11 protein-coding genes are annotated in these 16,591 nt (G+C 60.9%); 5 read left to right on the plus strand and 6 right to left on the minus strand.

Annotation, left to right across the window (positions count from 1 at the left end; translation table 11 throughout):
• Positions 1-5: 5 nt before the first annotated feature.
• The 6 genes from AABM52_RS13785 to AABM52_RS13810 all read right to left on the minus strand — a co-directional run bounded on the left by AABM52_RS13785 (position 6) and on the right by AABM52_RS13810 (position 6,426).
• Positions 6-986, minus strand: coding sequence for a MoxR family ATPase (locus tag AABM52_RS13785; protein WP_347912308.1), 981 nt, complete (start codon positions 984-986; stop codon positions 6-8).
• Positions 987-994: 8 nt separating this feature from the next.
• The gene (locus AABM52_RS13790) at positions 995-1,942 is read right to left on the minus strand and encodes a transporter (RefSeq protein ID WP_347912309.1); all 948 of its coding nucleotides are present in this window, start codon (positions 1,940-1,942) and stop codon (positions 995-997) included.
• A gap of 12 nt (positions 1,943-1,954) precedes the next feature.
• Entirely contained in the window at positions 1,955-3,355 is a 1,401-nt protein-coding gene (locus AABM52_RS13795; RefSeq protein ID WP_347912310.1) for a DUF1254 domain-containing protein, read from the minus strand.
• Between the two features lie 26 nt (positions 3,356-3,381).
• Positions 3,382-4,833 (minus strand): DUF1254 domain-containing protein, encoded by a 1,452-nt coding sequence (locus AABM52_RS13800; RefSeq protein WP_347912312.1) that lies wholly within the window; start codon positions 4,831-4,833, stop codon positions 3,382-3,384.
• A gap of 10 nt (positions 4,834-4,843) precedes the next feature.
• Positions 4,844-5,635, minus strand: coding sequence for a hypothetical protein (locus AABM52_RS13805; protein WP_347912313.1), 792 nt, complete (start codon positions 5,633-5,635; stop codon positions 4,844-4,846).
• Positions 5,636-6,000: 365 nt separating this feature from the next.
• Complete coding sequence (locus tag AABM52_RS13810; protein ID WP_347912314.1) at positions 6,001-6,426, minus strand: YciI family protein; 426 nt, start codon at positions 6,424-6,426, stop codon at positions 6,001-6,003.
• Positions 6,427-6,734: 308 nt separating this feature from the next.
• Between AABM52_RS13810 and tpx the strand changes: the two genes are divergently transcribed.
• From tpx to AABM52_RS13835, 5 genes are all read left to right on the plus strand, one after another.
• Positions 6,735-7,235: a thiol peroxidase gene (gene tpx, locus AABM52_RS13815; RefSeq protein WP_007974363.1), complete on the plus strand. Its 501-nt coding sequence runs from the start codon at positions 6,735-6,737 to the stop codon at positions 7,233-7,235.
• A gap of 179 nt (positions 7,236-7,414) precedes the next feature.
• Positions 7,415-8,731, plus strand: coding sequence for an MdtA/MuxA family multidrug efflux RND transporter periplasmic adaptor subunit (locus tag AABM52_RS13820; RefSeq protein WP_347912315.1), 1,317 nt, complete (start codon positions 7,415-7,417; stop codon positions 8,729-8,731).
• Positions 8,728-11,832, plus strand: a complete 3,105-nt coding sequence (locus AABM52_RS13825) for an MdtB/MuxB family multidrug efflux RND transporter permease subunit (protein ID WP_347912316.1) — start codon at positions 8,728-8,730, stop codon at positions 11,830-11,832. The genes AABM52_RS13820 and AABM52_RS13825 overlap by 4 nt, the downstream gene beginning before the upstream one ends.
• Positions 11,829-14,936, plus strand: coding sequence for an efflux RND transporter permease subunit (locus tag AABM52_RS13830; protein ID WP_347912317.1), 3,108 nt, complete (start codon positions 11,829-11,831; stop codon positions 14,934-14,936). Before AABM52_RS13825 ends, AABM52_RS13830 begins: the two co-directional genes overlap by 4 nt.
• A complete protein-coding gene (locus tag AABM52_RS13835) occupies positions 14,933-16,414 on the plus strand; it encodes an efflux transporter outer membrane subunit (protein ID WP_347912319.1) in 1,482 nt (493 codons plus the stop codon). Before AABM52_RS13830 ends, AABM52_RS13835 begins: the two co-directional genes overlap by 4 nt.
• Positions 16,415-16,591: the final 177 nt, after the last annotated feature.

Raw genomic sequence — 16,591 nt, forward strand, 5'->3', positions numbered from 1 at the left:
GGACATCAGGCTGGAATCGCCACTTTATCGAGCAGACGGTCGAGCACCTGATCGGCGCTCACGCCGTCGGCCACCGCGTCGTAGCTCAGTTGCAGACGATGGCGCAGCACCGGGTGCACCACGGCGCGGACGTTGTCCGGAGAAACGAAATCCTGGCCCTGCAACCAGGCGTCGGCCCGGGCACAGCGGTCCAGGCCGATGCCGCCGCGGGGACTGGCGCCGATGCTGATCCAGCGCCCGAGGTCGGCGTCGTAATCGGCCGGGTGGCGAGTGGCATTGATCAGGTCGATCAGGTAGCGGTCGATGGCTGGGGAGACGTGTACGGCACTGACCTCACGGCGCGCGGCAAACACCACGTCCTGAGACAGAGAGAAACCCTGCACGGCAGCGGTCTTGGCGCCGAGGGCCTGTTCCTCTTCGCGCAGCAGGCGCAGCACCTGGCTTTCATTTTCCGCGCTGGGGTAATCGAGCAGCACTTTCATCAGGAAGCGGTCCATCTGCGCTTCCGGCAGCGGATAGGTGCCTTCCTGTTCGATCGGGTTCTGGGTGGCGACCACGATGAACAGGTCCGGCAGCGCATGGCTGTTGCCGGCCACGGTGATCTGGCGTTCCTCCATGGCTTCGAGCAACGCCGCCTGGACCTTGGCCGGCGCGCGGTTGATTTCGTCGGCGAGGATCAGGTTGCCGAACAGGGGACCTGGCTGGAAGCGGATTTCGTTCTTGCCTTCGACCTGATGCAGCACCTCGGCGCCGGTGATGTCCGACGGCAGCAAGTCCGGGGTGAACTGGATGCGGCTCATCTTTGCGTCCAGGTGTCTGGCGAGCGACTTGACCGTGCGGGTCTTGGCCAGGCCGGGCAGGCTTTCGAGGAGCAAATGCCCGTTGGCCAGCAAGCCGACGAGCATCTGCCGGATCACCTGGTCCTGGCCGAGCACCGCTTCGGCGATGCTGGCTTGCAGGGCCTTGAGGTCGTCGAGTGTGCTCATGGGGTCTCCTAGAAAAACGCCAGGGTCATGTTGACGCTGATTCCATTGCCTTCAGGGCGGTTCTTGGTGTCGAACTCCGGCACCCAGCGCGCATTGAAGTTGGCCTGGGCGTCGGCGAACTTGCCGGTCCAGCCCACTGTCGGGCCGGCACCCATGGAGCGACCGCGGAAGCCGCTGTCGGCACCCGACCCTGAGTCATCGGTGACTTGCTGGATGTAACCGGCGGCGATACCGGCGTTCCAGCCATTGCCAAAGCCGTGGGTCCATAGCGCATCGAGGGTGTAGATGTTGCCGTTGCGATAATCGGTGGCGTCGTTCTCGGTGTAGAACTCCAGGCCGCTCGACAGCGTGAATTCGCCGCCCTTGCCGTCCAGATGAGTGAATGCCACGGTTGGCATGAAGGTGTAATTGTTCTGCCCGGGGTTGGCCAGGCGATTGTCGTTGTAGGCACCGGTGGGTACGTAGACCGGCAGCGAGAACGCGATGTGGTTGAGTTCGTCGAAGTGGTAGCCGGCGGCAATCGGTGTCACCAGCATGTCGGCGAACTGGGTGCCGGTGTCCGAGGAGCCCAGCGTTCTGCCGCGGGGGCCGGTGATGTTGGCCGAGATATCGGTGTACTGCACCGGAACGCCGATGGCCGATGCATAGTTCCAGCGACCCTTGCCGGTGTCCCAGACATGGGTGAAGTTGGCCATGGTGTAGGACACTTTCATGTCCAACCCGGTACTGGCGGCACCCACCAAAGGAATCTGGGCGTTGCCCTTGAGGTTACCGTCGTACCAGATGCTGGTCAGGGACATCACCCAGCCGGGCTCCGGTGGCACGATCCCGGCGTTGGAGAACACTTGCTGGCCGGTAATCGGCCGTCCGACGCCACCTTCAGCTGCCAATACCAATGGGCTGCCGCTGACCATGCACAGCACCAACAGGGGGCGCACTACGAAAGGCCTGATCATGACTGACTCCACTTATTGTTTTTGATTGACGGGGTTCAGCAGCGGCATTTTCCATTCACCGTTGCTGACTTCCGGTTTTGGCAAATACAGACGCAATATCCCGTAGAACGGCCCGTTCGGAGCGGGCAGCCAATTGCTTTGCAGGTCTTTGGCCGGCGCCTTGTGCTGCACATAAAGCGTCAGGCCGCCATCGGCATCGAGCTTGAGGTCAGGCAGCATGCGCGAGTTGATCAGGTAGCGATTGAGCGGGTTGGCCACCAGCAGCTTGTTTTTTCCGTCGTACATGGTCAGGGACCAGAACGCATCGGCCGGGGGCAGTGCGCCCTTGTCGAAATGCAGGGTGTAGTCATTTTTCGAGGCGTCGACCGGTTTGCCGTCCTTGTCGACGAAATAACCGATGTAGTTCGCCTCTTCGGCGGAGTTGCCGAAGATCCCCATGTTGGCGCCGGCATAGCGGTACAGGTAATTGCCCTTGAGGTGATCGCGGGTGCCGAAGAAATCACCGCTGGTGATCTCGTGGGTATCGACTTTGGTTTTCTTGAATTCGGCGAACCCGGCCTTAGCATCGCTGATGCCGTCTTCCAGCGCCTTGCGTTGATCAGTGCTGAGTTGGCTCAAGTTGAATGGTTTGCCGGCCTCGATGCCGATTTTGGCGAAGCGTGCCAGCAAGTCCTTTTCCACGTCCTGGGCCGGAGCGAACGACAGCATGAAATTCAGGTAGCGGAACAGGTCCGGGGTTTCGCTCATGGTCGGCGTGGGTTTTGGCCAGTCGATCTTCGGAGCGGCCGCCGGCGCTTTGTGTTTGTCGTAATGACTCAGGGTTTCAATCTTGTAACCCTTCTGGATCTGCTTGACCTTGGCCAGATCCTTCTCATCGAACAGCTGTGTACGGTACAGCGCATAGGCGATGTTGCTTTCACTGCGCAGCAGGCGGTCGATGTTCAGCGGTTGCTGGCCCTGCCAGTTGGGTCCGGCGATCATGAAATGCCCGCCGTTGTTGCCGGTGCTGCGGGTGCCCAGGTAGGCAAAGTTCTGCGTATAGGCGTCGATCAGTTGCACCGAGTAGTAACGATGCTCTTCGATCGGCGGCAGGGTCAGTACCAGCGGCTCGGCGCGCAAATCCATCCAGACGAAGGAGTAGGGTGTGTCGGCGTTCGGCGTGACAAACGCGGTGTCCTTGGCAGTGAAGGCCTTGGCGGTGTTGCCGATCTGGTTGAACGGCGCCTTGAAGTTCGGGCTCTTCTTGTCCACGGCCTGGGTATAGAGCGTCTTGTACATCTCCACCACCGGAAAGCCGTACAGATAAGCTTCCCTGGCAATGGCCCGGGCTTCGTCGGGGGTGGCAGTGAAATCGGCCCAGGCGCTGGTGCTGAGGGTCAGCGCAAGGCCGGTGAACAAAATGCGGTGATTCATATACATCCCTTATTGAATGTTCGGCGTCATTGCACAGCCGTGATGTCGTCGAGTTTCCAGCTTTTGTCGAAATAGGCTTCTGTCGGCGCATACAGACGGAAGTAGCTGAACCAGTGTTTGCCCGGCAGGGTTTGCACCCAGTTGTCTTCAAAACCTTTTGGTGCGGTCGGGCCGAAGTACAGATCCACCGAGCCGTCGGCGTTTTTCTTCAAGTCCTGACGGGAAGACAGGTCGGCCTTGCGCTGCGGGTTGTCGATCAGGCAACGGCTGTCGATGTCGTATACGGTCATCGACCAGAACTGTCTGGCCGGCGGATTGGCGCCGACGTGCAGGCGATAGTTTTTGCCGCCATCGAGCCAGTTGCCCTTGCTGTCGGTGTAGGCGCCGAGGTAGGTCTGGCCCAGCCCCGGGGTTTTCGAGACCATGCCTTTGGTGTTGGTCACCGCCTCGTAGAACCAGGCGCTGCGTTCCCACAACTGGTCGTAATAGGCCACGCGCTGGGACGGATCGGCGATGTTCAGCACGCTGTCCCATTGCCGGTCCGGCCAGAATCGGGCATTGGGGAAACGTTTGGCGAACGTGTTGGCCTTGGCGATCAGTTCACCGACCTGTGCACCCTGTTCCAGGGCTGCGCGTTGCTTGTCATTGGGGTTGAACGGCTTGTCCTTCTCGATGCCCAGGCTGGCCAGCATGGCCATGTAGAAACGGTCGCGTTCGTTGACCGGTTCTTTCTGGATGATCTGATGCAAACGCTCCCAGTACGCCAGGCCACGAGGCTGGGTACCGGACCAGGCTTTACCACCGGGCGACAGCAGCCTGGTTTTGGCAGGTTCCGCACGTTTGGCGTACGGGTACATCTTGAATTGCTCGACCAGCGCCTTGCCCTTGGCCGGGTCTGGATCCAGCACGCGAAAGCCCACCAGCACGTTCATGGTTTCGGATTTGGCCAGGTAATATTTGCCGGCATCCGCCGGAGGTTCGGCACCCGGTGGCAGCACCAGGTACTTGCCGCCCTTGCCTTTGTCCGGGCCGGTCTGGCCCATGTCGATGATCGCCCGCTGCCAGAAATCGCCTACGCCACCGGCAGTCGGGCCAGGTGGTAGTTCAATCACCAGCGGCCCGGTTTCGTTGAGATCGACAAACCCGAGGATGTACGGCGTCGTGGCGTTGGCCGTGATCACCCCGAGTTTGTCTTCGTAACTGTTGAGCACCATCAGGTCGCCGTTATGGGCACCCAGTTTGTCGCGGAATTCTTCCTGCCACTGGGCGTAGGACACCAGTGGCAAGGCCCACAGATAACTCTGCGTGGCCTGCTGGAAATCCAGTTCGGCGTAGAGCCTGGCGATCGACTCGTGGGCTGGCAGTTCGCCTTCCATGGCAATTTTGCCGATGCGGGTATCAAGTTCCTGGGCGCCCACGCCGCAACTGGCGAACAGGGCCATCAGGCTGAAACCGGCTGTGCGAATTGCACTGTGCATATAAAAGTCCTTATTTACCAAAGGTGACGTTGATCCCGGCGTACAGCGTGAACTGTGGCAAGCCGTCGCCTTTGCGGTCGACGGTCCACTGCGGCTCGACAAAGGCGTTGAGGATATTGGACCCGGATTTCCAGGCTTTGCCGCCACCCAGACCGAGTGGGATGTAGTGGGTGTTGTTCTTCAGGTCGAACGTCCAGACGCCTGTGGAGCGCAGGTACCAGCCTTTTTCCAGGTTGTGGATGATGAACGGCTGGAAAGTGGCGGATTCCACATGAGGGCGGTCGTGATCACCGGCGAATGAACTCTGATACTGCACCAGTGCGCCAAGCAGCCCCCGTGGCGAGGAGTCGATGGCGATGGCGGACAATCCGGCCTGCCATTTGCCGGTTCCCAACTCATCCTGCTCGGCGGTCGGCGCAGTGATTTGCGGGCCGACGCCCAACTGCACGCCTTCGGTCTTGAGCAGGAAAATATCGAACACGTTCAGGTCGCCGATGCCGGTGCGGTAGCCGTTGTGCGGATCGGGGCGGGTGCTGACGGGGAGCGTGACGCGCAGCAATTGCGGGACGCCTATAACGTCGTTGGCTGCCATCGGAAGGGCGCCGCGCAGCAGCGCATCGTTGGTGTGAGCGTTGGTATCGAACAGCTTGGGCGTGTAGTAATCCTGCAGGTTGACACCTGGTGCCAGGTTCAGCGGGTTGTTGCTTTTATTGGCGGTCTCGGCGTTATCCGCGTGAGCACAAAAAGCAGGCGCGAGTGAAGTCACCCAGACAAAGGCGTACTTCCCCAAATTCTTAGACATTAATCCCCCGGTTCCCTGGTGGCTGAGCAGGCCTATGGCCCCTTATGTTCAGCCATAACTGCGTAATCCCTTTCCGATCAAGCCTGTAGGACTCGTCGGATTAAGTTAGCAGTTAACCACGGGTTATCCAGTTGAATGGATTAATTCTTTGGTTTTGTGTGCAGTTTCTCGTTAATTTCGTGTACTAAAAAGTTAATATGGATCAATGGCTTGCCCGAACAAGTTAAGTGACTATCTAGTCAGTGTAGGAGCGAACCTGCTCGCGAAGCCGGCCTGTCAGACCATATAAGTGTTGAATGTGACGACCTCTTCGCGAGCAGGCTCGCTCCCACAGGAAACTGAAGCAATAGCCGGTTCAGTCAAACTCAGTTTTTCTTCGCCTGCTCCCACACCCGCTCTTCCTGCTCGCGCAGTTCCGGTGTGAACTCGGCACCGAAATCTTCGGCTTCAAACACCTGGCGAATCTCGATCTCGGCTTCGGTGCCCGGCATCGGGTTGGGGCAGCGCTTGACCCATTCGATGGCTTCTTCCCTGGACTTCACTTTCCACAACCAGAAACCGGCAATCAATTCCTTGGTTTCGATGAAAGGGCCGTCGATCACCGTGTGTTTGTTACCGGAAAATTTTACCCGTGCACCTTTGCTGCTCGGGTGCAGGCCTTCGCCCGCGAGCATGATGCCGGCCTTGACCAGTTCTTCGTTGTAGTTGCCCATGGCTGTCAGCAGCTCCTGGCTGGGCATGACGCCGGCTTCGGAATCCTGGCTGGCCTTGATGATGATCATGAATCGCATGTTTTCGTCTCCGTTGCAGTTGAGTGGCTCGATTTATAGTCGAACGACGGTGGAGCAATTCGACAGAGTGTTAACAAAAGTTTTCGTCGATGACGTGTGCCTTTCGTCATGAACCTCGGGAAGCGGCGGGTGAGGGCGTACTCTGTTCTTTTGCCGACCTGTTCGGCTAATACAGGTTTGTGGGTTGTATCCAGTTTTGTGTCCTGTTACATGACAATTTATGTTTGGCCATAGGTCGTAGGACAATTTCATGGTTAACTTCGGCCTCGTCAAAATTCTCCACCACAACGTTCAGAAGGACTCCGTTCATGGCTCAAGTCACCCTTAAAGGCAACCCGGTTCAAGTCAACGGCCAACTGCCACAAGCCGGTTCCAAGGCGCCAGCCTTTTCCCTGGTTGCCGGCAATCTGTCCGACGTCACCCTGAAAGACTTTGCCGGCAAGCGCAAAGTGCTGAACATCTTCCCAAGCGTCGATACCCCGACCTGTGCTACCTCGGTACGCAAGTTCAACGCCCAGGCCAGCGACGTGGCCAACACCGTTGTGCTGTGTATCTCCGCTGACCTGCCGTTCGCCCAGGCCCGTTTCTGCGGCGCCGAAGGCCTGGAAAACGTACAGAACCTGTCGACCCTGCGCGGTGCCGAGTTCATCCAGAACTACGGCGTTGCCATCGCCGACGGCCCGCTCAAAGGCCTGACCGCCCGTGCCGTGGTGGTTCTGGACGAAAACGACAACGTGCTGCACAGCGAACTGGTTGGCGAAATCGCTGACGAGCCGAACTACGAAGCGGCACTGGCCGTTCTCAAGTAAGTTAGCTCCATTACAATTGTTAACGGCCTGGCTCTGTCCAGGCCGTTTTCATTTGTGCTTCAGTGTCTTACACAAAACTCCTGTTACGTAAGCCGAAGGTAAATTGCCGGTAAAGGCGCTTTGCTTAAGACACGCCAGTGCTTATCGTTCAGCCTCATGTAAAAAAGCCCACGCGCCCAATGGTTGATCACTCAATGCAATCCTCCGCTTCCCGTAGTCCTCGTCGCTGGCTGTTCGGCCTGCTTGTCCTGTTGGTTATCGCTGGCCTGTGCTGGAAATTCTGGCCCGGCAGCGCTGCACCCAAAGAGGCTGCGGGGCAGAAAGCCGTCGCCGGGCATACCGGCAGGTCGGGCGGGATGCGCCCTGGATTCGGTGGCGCGTCCGGGCCGGTGCCGGTGCGTGTGGCGCCGGCGGTCAAGGGGGATTTCCCGCTGTATTTCAAGGCGCTGGGCACGGTCACGGCGCTGAACACCATCAATGTCCGCAGCCGCGTCGGCGGTGAGCTGGTCAAGATCTATTTCGAAGAAGGGCAGATGGTCAAGGCCGGCGACCTGCTGGCCGACATCGATCCGCGCCCGTACCAGAACGCCTTGCTCCAGGCCGAAGGCACCTTGCTGCAGAATCAGGCGCAGCTGAAAAACGCCCAGGTCGACGTCGAGCGCTATCGCGGCCTGTACCGCGAAGACAGTATTGCCAAACAGACCCTGGACACCGCCGAAGCGCTGGTCGGTCAATTCCAGGGTACGGTCAAGACCAATCAGGCAGCGGTCAACGACGCCAAGCTCAACCTCGAATTCACTAAGATCCGCGCACCGATCACCGGTCGCGTCGGCCTGCGTCAACTGGACGTCGGCAACCTGGTCGCGGCCAACGACACCACCGCATTGGCGATCATCACCCAGACCCAGCCGATCAGCGTGGCCTTCACCCTCCCGGAAAACAGCCTCGACACCGTGCTGGCCCGTTATCGCAGCGGCGCCAAACTGTCGGCTGAAGCCTGGGATCGTGGCGATACCAAACTGCAAGCCACTGGCGTATTGCAGAGCCTGGACAACCAGATCGACGTCACCACCGGCACCCTGAAATTCAAGGCCCGTTTCGAGAACCGCGATCAGTCGCTGTTCCCCAACCAGTTCGTCAACGTGCGCCTGCTGGCCGACACCCTCAAAGACGTCGTACTGGCGCCTTCAGCCGCAATCCAGTTCGGCACCAACGGCACGTTCGCCTATGCGCTGGACGGTGACAAGAAGGTCAAGATCCGTCAGTTGAAAGTCGGCGCCAGTGACGGCGTGAACACCGTGATCACCGAAGGCCTGTCCGCGGGCGACCGGGTCGTGCTGGAAGGCACCGACCGCCTGAAGGACGGCAGCGACGTGGAGGTGGTCAACGACAGCCAGGACGTGCCGACCACGCCAACCGAACACCTGCAAGGCAAGTCGGCGGTCAACGCGGCTGAGCCTGCGACCACCGACAAGGCGAAAAAGGGCGGCGCATGAATCTCTCGCGGCTGTTCATCCTTCGCCCGGTAGCCACCACGCTGAGCATGCTGGCGATTATCCTGGCCGGCGTCATCGCCTATCGGCTGCTGCCGGTGTCGGCGTTGCCCCAGGTCGATTACCCGACCATTCGCGTTATGACCCTGTACCCCGGCGCCAGCCCGGATGTCATGACCAGCGCGGTGACCGCGCCGCTTGAGCGGCAGTTCGGGCAGATGCCCGGCCTGACGCAAATGGCCTCCACCAGTTCCGGCGGCGCGTCGGTGCTGACCCTGCGTTTCAGCCTCGATATCAACATGGACGTGGCCGAACAACAGGTGCAGGCGGCGATCAACGCCGCGACCAACCTGTTACCCAAGGACCTGCCGGCGCCGCCGGTGTACAACAAGGTCAACCCGGCCGATACGCCGGTTCTGACCCTGGCCATCACTTCCAAGACCATGCTGTTGCCCAAGCTCAATGACCTGGTCGATACCCGCATGGCGCAGAAGATTGCCCAGATCAGCGGCGTCGGCATGGTCAGCATTGCCGGCGGCCAGCGCCAGGCCGTGCGGATCAAGGTCAACCCGGAAGCGCTGGCCGCCAATGGCCTGAACCTGTCGGATGTGCGCACCCTGATCGGTGCCTCCAACGTTAACCAGCCCAAGGGCAACTTCGACGGCCCGACCCGGGTCTCGATGCTCGATGCAAACGATCAACTGACGTCGCCCCAGGACTACGCCAACCTGATCCTGGCCTACGCCAACGGTGCACCGCTGCGGCTCAAGGACGTGGCGGAAATCGTCGACGGCGCCGAGAACGAGCGGCTCGCTGCGTGGGCCAACGAGAACCAGGCCGTACTGCTGAACATCCAGCGTCAACCCGGCGCCAACGTGATCGAGGTGGTGGACCGGATCAAGGCCCTGTTGCCGAGCATCACCGACAACCTGCCGGCCGGCCTCGACGTGGTGGTGCTGACCGACCGCACCCAGACCATCCGCGCCTCGGTCAAGGACGTGCAGCACGAATTGCTGATCGCCATCGCCTTGGTGGTCATGGTCACCTTCCTGTTCCTGCGTCGCGCCAGCGCCACGATCATTCCGTCGGTGGCCGTGCCGCTGTCGCTGATCGGTACGTTCGGCGTGATGTACCTGGCAGGCTTTTCGGTCAACAACCTGACCCTGATGGCCCTGACCATCGCCACCGGTTTCGTGGTGGACGATGCGATCGTCATGCTGGAGAACATTGCGCGTTTCATCGAGGAGGGCGACAGCCCGCTGAATGCCGCGCTCAAGGGCGCCAAGCAGATCGGTTTCACCCTGATCTCCCTGACGTTGTCGCTGATCGCCGTGCTGATCCCGCTGCTGTTCATGGCGGACGTGGTTGGGCGCTTGTTCCGCGAATTTGCCATCACCCTGGCGGTGGCGATCCTGATTTCCCTGGTGGTGTCCCTGACCCTGACGCCGATGATGTGCGCGCGGTTGCTCAAGCGTGAACCCAAGGAAGCCGAGCAGGGCCTTTTCTACCGTGCCAGCGGCGCGTTCATCGACTGGATGATCGCCGCCTACGGGCGCAAATTGCAGTGGGTGCTCAAGCACCAGCCGCTGACCCTGATGGTGGCCATTGGCACTTTGGCGCTGACGGTATTCCTGTACATGGTGGTGCCCAAGGGCTTCTTCCCGGTGCAGGATACCGGCGTCATCCAGGGCATTTCCGAAGCGCCGCAATCGATTTCCTTCACCGCTATGAGCGAGCGCCAGCAGGAACTGGCCAAGGTGATCCTGGCGGACCCGGCGGTCGAGAGCCTGTCCTCCTACATTGGCGTGGATGGCGACAACTCGACCCTCAACAGCGGTCGGTTGCTGATCAACCTCAAGTCGCACCACGACCGCGACCTGAGCGCCACTCAAGTAATTGCCCGGCTGCAACCGGAGCTGGACAAACTGGTTGGCATCCGCCTGTTCATGCAGCCGGTGCAGGACCTGACCATCGAAGACCGGGTCAGCCGCACGCAGTACCAGTTCAGCATGTCGTCACCGGACTCGGAGTTGCTCAGCCTGTGGAGCGGGCGTCTGGTCGAGGCCCTGGCCGACCGGCCGGAATTGACCGACGTCGCCAGCGATTTGCAGGACAAGGGCTTGCAGGTTTACCTGGTGATCGACCGCGATGCGGCGTCGCGGGTCGGTGTATCGGTGTCGAACATCACCGATGCGCTGTACGACGCCTTTGGTCAGCGGCAGATTTCCACGATCTACACCCAGGCCAGTCAGTACCGCGTGGTGCTGCAATCGCAATCCGGCGAGAAGATCGGCCCGGATGCGTTGAACCAGATTCACGTCAAGACCACCGATGGCGGGCAGGTGCGCCTGTCCAGCCTGGCGCGCATTGAAGAGCGCCAGGCGCAACTGGCGATCACCCACATCGGCCAGTTCCCGGCGGTGATGATGTCCTTCAACCTGGCGCCCGGCGTGGCGCTGGGGCATGCGGTCGAGATCATCGAGCAGGTGCAGAAGGACATCGGCATGCCGATTGGCGTGCAGACCCAGTTCCAGGGCGCGGCGGAGGCTTTCCAGGCTTCGTTGTCGAGCACCTTGCTGCTGATCCTGGCGGCGGTGGTGACCATGTACATCGTGCTCGGCGTGCTCTACGAGAGCTACATCCACCCGATCACCATTCTTTCGACCCTGCCGTCGGCGGCGGTGGGCGCCTTGCTGGCGCTGATATTGAGCGGCAATGACCTGGGCATGATCGCGATCATCGGCATCATTCTGTTGATCGGCATCGTGAAGAAGAACGCGATCATGATGATCGACTTCGCCCTCGACGCCGAGCGCAACCAGGGCATGGACCCGCAAACGGCGATCTATCAGGCGGCCTTGCTGCGATTCCGGCCGATCCTGATGACCACCCTGGCCGCGCTGTTCGGTGCCGTGCCGTTGATGCTGGCCACCGGCTCCGGCGCGGAACTGCGCCAGCCGCTGGGTCTGGTGATGGTTGGTGGCCTGTTGCTGAGTCAGATTCTGACGCTGTTCACCACGCCTGTGATCTACCTGTATTTCGACCGTCTCGGTCGGCGCTGGGGGCGCAAGCCTGAGTCCGTGGAAGCGGTAGAGCAGCCATGAACCTTTCCGGACCTTTCATCAAACGCCCGGTGGCGACCATGCTGCTGAGCCTGGCGATCATGCTGCTGGGCGGCGTGAGCTTCGGTTTGCTGCCCGTGTCGCCGCTGCCGCAAATGGACTTTCCGGTGATCGTGGTTCAGGCCAGCCTGCCCGGGGCCAGCCCCGAGGTGATGGCATCTACCGTGGCCACGCCTCTGGAACGCTCCTTCGGCAGCATTGCCGGGGTCAACACCATGAGCAGCCGCTCAAGCCAGGGCTCGACCCGGGTGATCCTGCAATTCGACCTGGACCGCGATATCAACGGTGCGGCGCGGGAAGTGCAGGCGGCCATCAACGCCTCGCGCACCCTGCTGCCGAGCGGGATGCGCAGCATGCCGACCTACAAGAAGGTCAACCCGTCCCAGGCGCCGATCATGGTGCTGTCGCTGACGTCCGATGTGCTGGAAAAAGGCCAGCTCTATGACCTGGCCTCGACGATCCTGTCCCAGAGCCTGTCCCAGGTACAGGGCGTCGGCGAGGTGCAGATCGGCGGCAGTTCGCTGCCGGCGGTGCGTATCGAACTCGAACCGCAGTCGTTGAACCAGTACGGCGTGGCCCTGGACGATGTGCGCAACACCATCGCCAATGCCAACGTACGCCGGCCCAAGGGCTCGGTGGAAGACGATCAGCGGCTGTGGCAGGTCCAGGCCAACGACCAGCTGGAAAAAGCCAAGGACTACGAGTCGCTGATTATCCACTACAACGGCGGCGCGGCCCTGCGCCTGAAGGATGTGGCCAAGGTCAGCGATGGTGTCGAGGACCGCTACAACAGCGGTTTCTTCAACGATGACGCGGCGGTATTGCTGGTGATCAACCGGCAGGCCGGCGCCAACATCATCGAGACGGTCAACGAGATCAAGGCGCAGTTGCCGGCGTTGCAGGCAGTGCTGCCGGCCAGCGTCAAGCTGAACCTGGCCATGGACCGCTCGCCGGTGATCAAGGCCACGCTGCACGAAGCGGAAATGACCCTGCTGATCGCCGTGGCGCTGGTGATCCTGGTGGTATTCCTGTTCCTCGGCAACTTCCGCGCTTCGCTGATCCCGACCCTGGCGGTGCCGGTGTCGCTGGTCGGCACCTTTGCCGTGATGTACCTCTACGGCTTTTCGCTGAACAACCTGTCGCTGATGGCGCTGATCCTGGCCACCGGGCTGGTGGTGGACGATGCCATCGTGGTGCTGGAGAACATTTCCCGGCACATCGACGAAGGTGTGCGGCCGATGCGGGCGGCGTACCTGGGTGCCCAGGAAGTCGGCTTTACCTTGCTGTCGATGAACGTGTCGCTGGTGGCGGTGTTCCTGTCGATCCTGTTCATGGGCGGGATCATTGAAAGCCTGTTCCGTGAATTCTCCATCACCCTGGCGGCGGCCATCGTGGTCTCGCTGGTGGTGTCGTTGACCCTGACCCCGATGCTTTGCGCCCGCTGGCTCAAGCCGCACACGCCGGGGCAGGAGAACCGCCTGCAACGCTGGAGCCGGCGGGCCAACGACTGGATGGTCGGCAAATACGCCACCAGCCTCGACTGGGTGTTGCGCCACAAGCGCCTGACCTTGCTCAGTCTGTTCGTTACAATTGGCGTGAACATTGCGCTGTATGTAGTTGTTCCTAAAACATTTTTGCCGCAGCAGGATACCGGCCAGCTGATCGGTTTCGTGCGCGGCGACGACGGCCTGTCGTTCAGTGTGATGCAGCCGAAGATGGAGGTTTTCCGCCGGGCGGTGTTGAAGGATGAGGCGGTGGAAAGCGTCGCCGGGTTCATCGGCGGCAACAACGGCACCAACAACGCCTTCATGCTGGTGCGCCTCAAGCCGATCAAGGAGCGCAGCATTTCCGCGCAGAAAGTCATCGAGCGCCTGCGCAAGGAAATGCCCAAGGTGCCCGGGGCACAACTGATGCTCATGGCGGACCAGGACCTGCAATTCGGTGGCGGTCGCGAGCAGACCACCTCGCAGTACTCGTACATCCTGCAGAGCGGGGATCTGGGGGCATTGCGCGAGTGGTATCCGAAAGTCGTCACCGCGCTCAAGGCCTTGCCGGAGCTGACGGCGATCGATGCGCGGGAAGGCCGCGGCGCCCGGCAAGTGACCCTGATCGTCGACCGTGACCAGGCCAAGCGCCTGGGTGTCGACATGGACATGGTCACGGCGGTGCTGAACAACGCCTACAGCCAGCGGCAGATTTCGACCATCTACGACAGCCTCAACCAGTACCAGGTGGTGATGGAGGTCAATCCGAAGTACGCCCAGGACCCGATCACCCTCAAGCAGGTCCAGGTGATCACCGCTGACGGCGCGCGGATCCCGCTGTCGACCATCGCCCATTACGAAAACAGCCTGGAAAACGACCGGGTCAGCCACGAAGGCCAGTTTGCTTCGGAGAGCATTGCCTTCGACATGGCCGAAGGCGTGACCGTGGAGCAGGGCGGTGCCGCCATCGAGCGGGCGATTGCCAAGGTCGGCCTGCCGGAAGACGTGATCGCGAAAATGGCCGGCACAGCCGACGCTTTCGCGGCGACTCAAAAAAGTCAGCCATGGATGATTCTGGGGGCGCTGGTGGCGGTGTATCTGGTGTTGGGTGTGTTGTATGAAAGCTATATTCACCCGCTGACGATTCTCTCGACCTTGCCGTCGGCCGGGGTCGGCGCGTTGTTGTCGATCTATGCGCTGGGCGGCGAATTCAGCCTGATTTCGTTGCTGGGGCTGTTTCTGCTGATCGGCGTGGTGAAGAAAAACGCCATCCTGATGATCGACCTGGCGTTGCAGCTGGAACGAAACCAGGGCATGGCCCCGCTGGAATCGATTCGCAGCGCCTGCCTGCAACGTTTGCGACCTATCCTGATGACCACCCTGGCGGCGATCCTCGGTGCCTTGCCGTTGCTGCTGAGCCGCGCCGAAGGGGCCGAAATGCGCCAGCCGCTGGGCCTGACCATCATCGGCGGGCTGATCTTCAGCCAGGTGCTGACGCTTTACACCACCCCGGTGGTTTACCTCTATCTCGACAAACTGCGCCATCGCTTCAATAAATGGCGTGGGGTGCGTACCGATGCTGCTCTGGAAACTCCGCTATGACTGACCGTTCGCTTTTCAACCTGGCTGCACCGCTGCTCACGGCTCGAGGCTCGCGCCTGTTGAGCCTGTCACTGTGCGTGGCGATGCTCAGTGCCTGCGCTGTCGGCCCGGACTACCAGCGCCCGCAAACCGCCGAACCTGTGCAGTACAAGGCAGCAGAAGGCTGGCGTCAGGCCAACCCCAGCGATGCCCTGGCGCGCGGCGCGTGGTGGGAGTTGTATGGCGACCGGCAGCTCAACGACCTGATCGAAAAACTCAACAGCGCCAACCAGACCGTCGCCCAGTCCGAAGCGCAGTACCGCCAGGCCCAGGCTTTGGTGCGCAGTGCACGCGCAGCGTTTTTCCCGACGGTGGACCTTAACGTCAGCAAGAATCGTTCTAGCCAGGGCACCGGCAGCAGCAACTCCAGCCTGAGCAGTTCGTCCAGCGGTATTCGCGACACGTATTCGGCCCAGGCGGGCGTCAGCTGGGAAGCGGACGTATGGGGCAAGCTGCGCCGAGGCCTCGAAGCCGACACCGCGAATGCCCAGGCAAGTTTTGCCGACCTGGCGGCCATGCGCCTGAGTCAACAGTCGGAGCTGGTGCAGAATTACCTGCAACTGCGGGTGATCGATGGCCAGAAACGCTTGCTCCAGGACACGGTCGAGGCGTATCGGCGTTCGTTGAAAATGACCGAGAACCAGTACCGCGCAGGCGTTTCGGGCAAGGACGCGGTGGCCCAGGCCCAGACACAGCTCAAAGGCACCGAAGCCGATATGATCGACCTGATCTGGCAACGCGCCCAGTTCGAGAACGCCATTGCCGTGCTGATCGGCCTGCCGCCAGCTGAGTTCAGCCTGGCGGAAAGTCAGGACATTCCGCAGTTGCCGCAAGTACCTCTGGCACTGCCATCGCAGTTGCTGGAACGTCGTCCGGACATCGCGTCAGCCGAGCGCTCGGTGATGGCCGCCAACGCCAACATCGGCGTGGCCAAGGCCGCCTATTACCCCGACCTGACCCTGAGCATGAACGGCGGTTACAGCAGCAGCACCTATTCCAACTGGATCAGCCTGCCGAACCGCTTCTGGTCGGTCGGACCGCAATTGGCCATGACCCTGTTCGACGGCGGCCAGCGTTCGGCGGAAGTCGACCGCAGTGAAGCGGCCTATGACGAAACGGTGGCCAAGTACCGCCAGACCGTGCTGGACGGTTTCCGCGAAGTGGAAAACTTCCTGGTGCAGCTCAAGGTGCTTCAAGACGAAGCCGTTGTGCGCCAACAGGCACTGGATGCTGCCCGGGAATCGTTGCGCCTGACCCAGAACCAGTACAAGGCCGGTTTGATCGCGTACATCGATGTGGTGGTGACCCAGGCGGCGGCGCTGAGCAATGAGCGCAGTAACCTGGACCTCTTGCAAAGCCGTTTGATTGCCAGCGTGCAGTTGATTGCTGCACTGGGCGGTGGCTGGGATGGGCAGCTTGAGGTGAGCGAAAATCGATAGTGCAATCCCTGTGGGAGCGAGCTTGCTCGCGATAGCGGTGGGTCAGGCAACATCCATGCTGAATTTGACGCAGCCATCGCGAGCAAGCTCGCTCCCACAGATTTTATGGCACCAGCAGCTTGAAGCGAGTTAATGTAAAACCTTAAAACAAGCGTTTCATCGGACTGATGGCCCTTT

It is taken from the genome of Pseudomonas grandcourensis (genome assembly GCF_039909015.1).
GTDB lineage: Bacteria > Pseudomonadota > Gammaproteobacteria > Pseudomonadales > Pseudomonadaceae > Aquipseudomonas > Aquipseudomonas grandcourensis.

What these genes read in the sequence shown, in the direction of transcription:
- AABM52_RS13800 (WP_347912312.1), bottom strand. Translation starts at nt 4,833, where the DNA reads ATGCACAGTGCAATTCGCACAGCCGGTTTCAGCCTGATGGCCCTGTTC.
- AABM52_RS13820 (WP_347912315.1), top strand. Translation starts at nt 7,415, where the DNA reads ATGGTTGATCACTCAATGCAATCCTCCGCTTCCCGTAGTCCTCGTCGC.
- AABM52_RS13835 (WP_347912319.1), top strand. Translation starts at nt 14,933, where the DNA reads ATGACTGACCGTTCGCTTTTCAACCTGGCTGCACCGCTGCTCACGGCT.
- AABM52_RS13785 (WP_347912308.1), bottom strand. Translation starts at nt 986, where the DNA reads ATGAGCACACTCGACGACCTCAAGGCCCTGCAAGCCAGCATCGCCGAA.
- AABM52_RS13805 (WP_347912313.1), bottom strand. Translation starts at nt 5,635, where the DNA reads ATGTCTAAGAATTTGGGGAAGTACGCCTTTGTCTGGGTGACTTCACTC.
- AABM52_RS13810 (WP_347912314.1), bottom strand. Translation starts at nt 6,426, where the DNA reads ATGCGATTCATGATCATCATCAAGGCCAGCCAGGATTCCGAAGCCGGC.
- AABM52_RS13830 (WP_347912317.1), top strand. Translation starts at nt 11,829, where the DNA reads ATGAACCTTTCCGGACCTTTCATCAAACGCCCGGTGGCGACCATGCTG.
- tpx (WP_007974363.1), top strand. Translation starts at nt 6,735, where the DNA reads ATGGCTCAAGTCACCCTTAAAGGCAACCCGGTTCAAGTCAACGGCCAA.
- AABM52_RS13790 (WP_347912309.1), bottom strand. Translation starts at nt 1,942, where the DNA reads ATGATCAGGCCTTTCGTAGTGCGCCCCCTGTTGGTGCTGTGCATGGTC.
- AABM52_RS13825 (WP_347912316.1), top strand. Translation starts at nt 8,728, where the DNA reads ATGAATCTCTCGCGGCTGTTCATCCTTCGCCCGGTAGCCACCACGCTG.
- AABM52_RS13795 (WP_347912310.1), bottom strand. Translation starts at nt 3,355, where the DNA reads ATGAATCACCGCATTTTGTTCACCGGCCTTGCGCTGACCCTCAGCACC.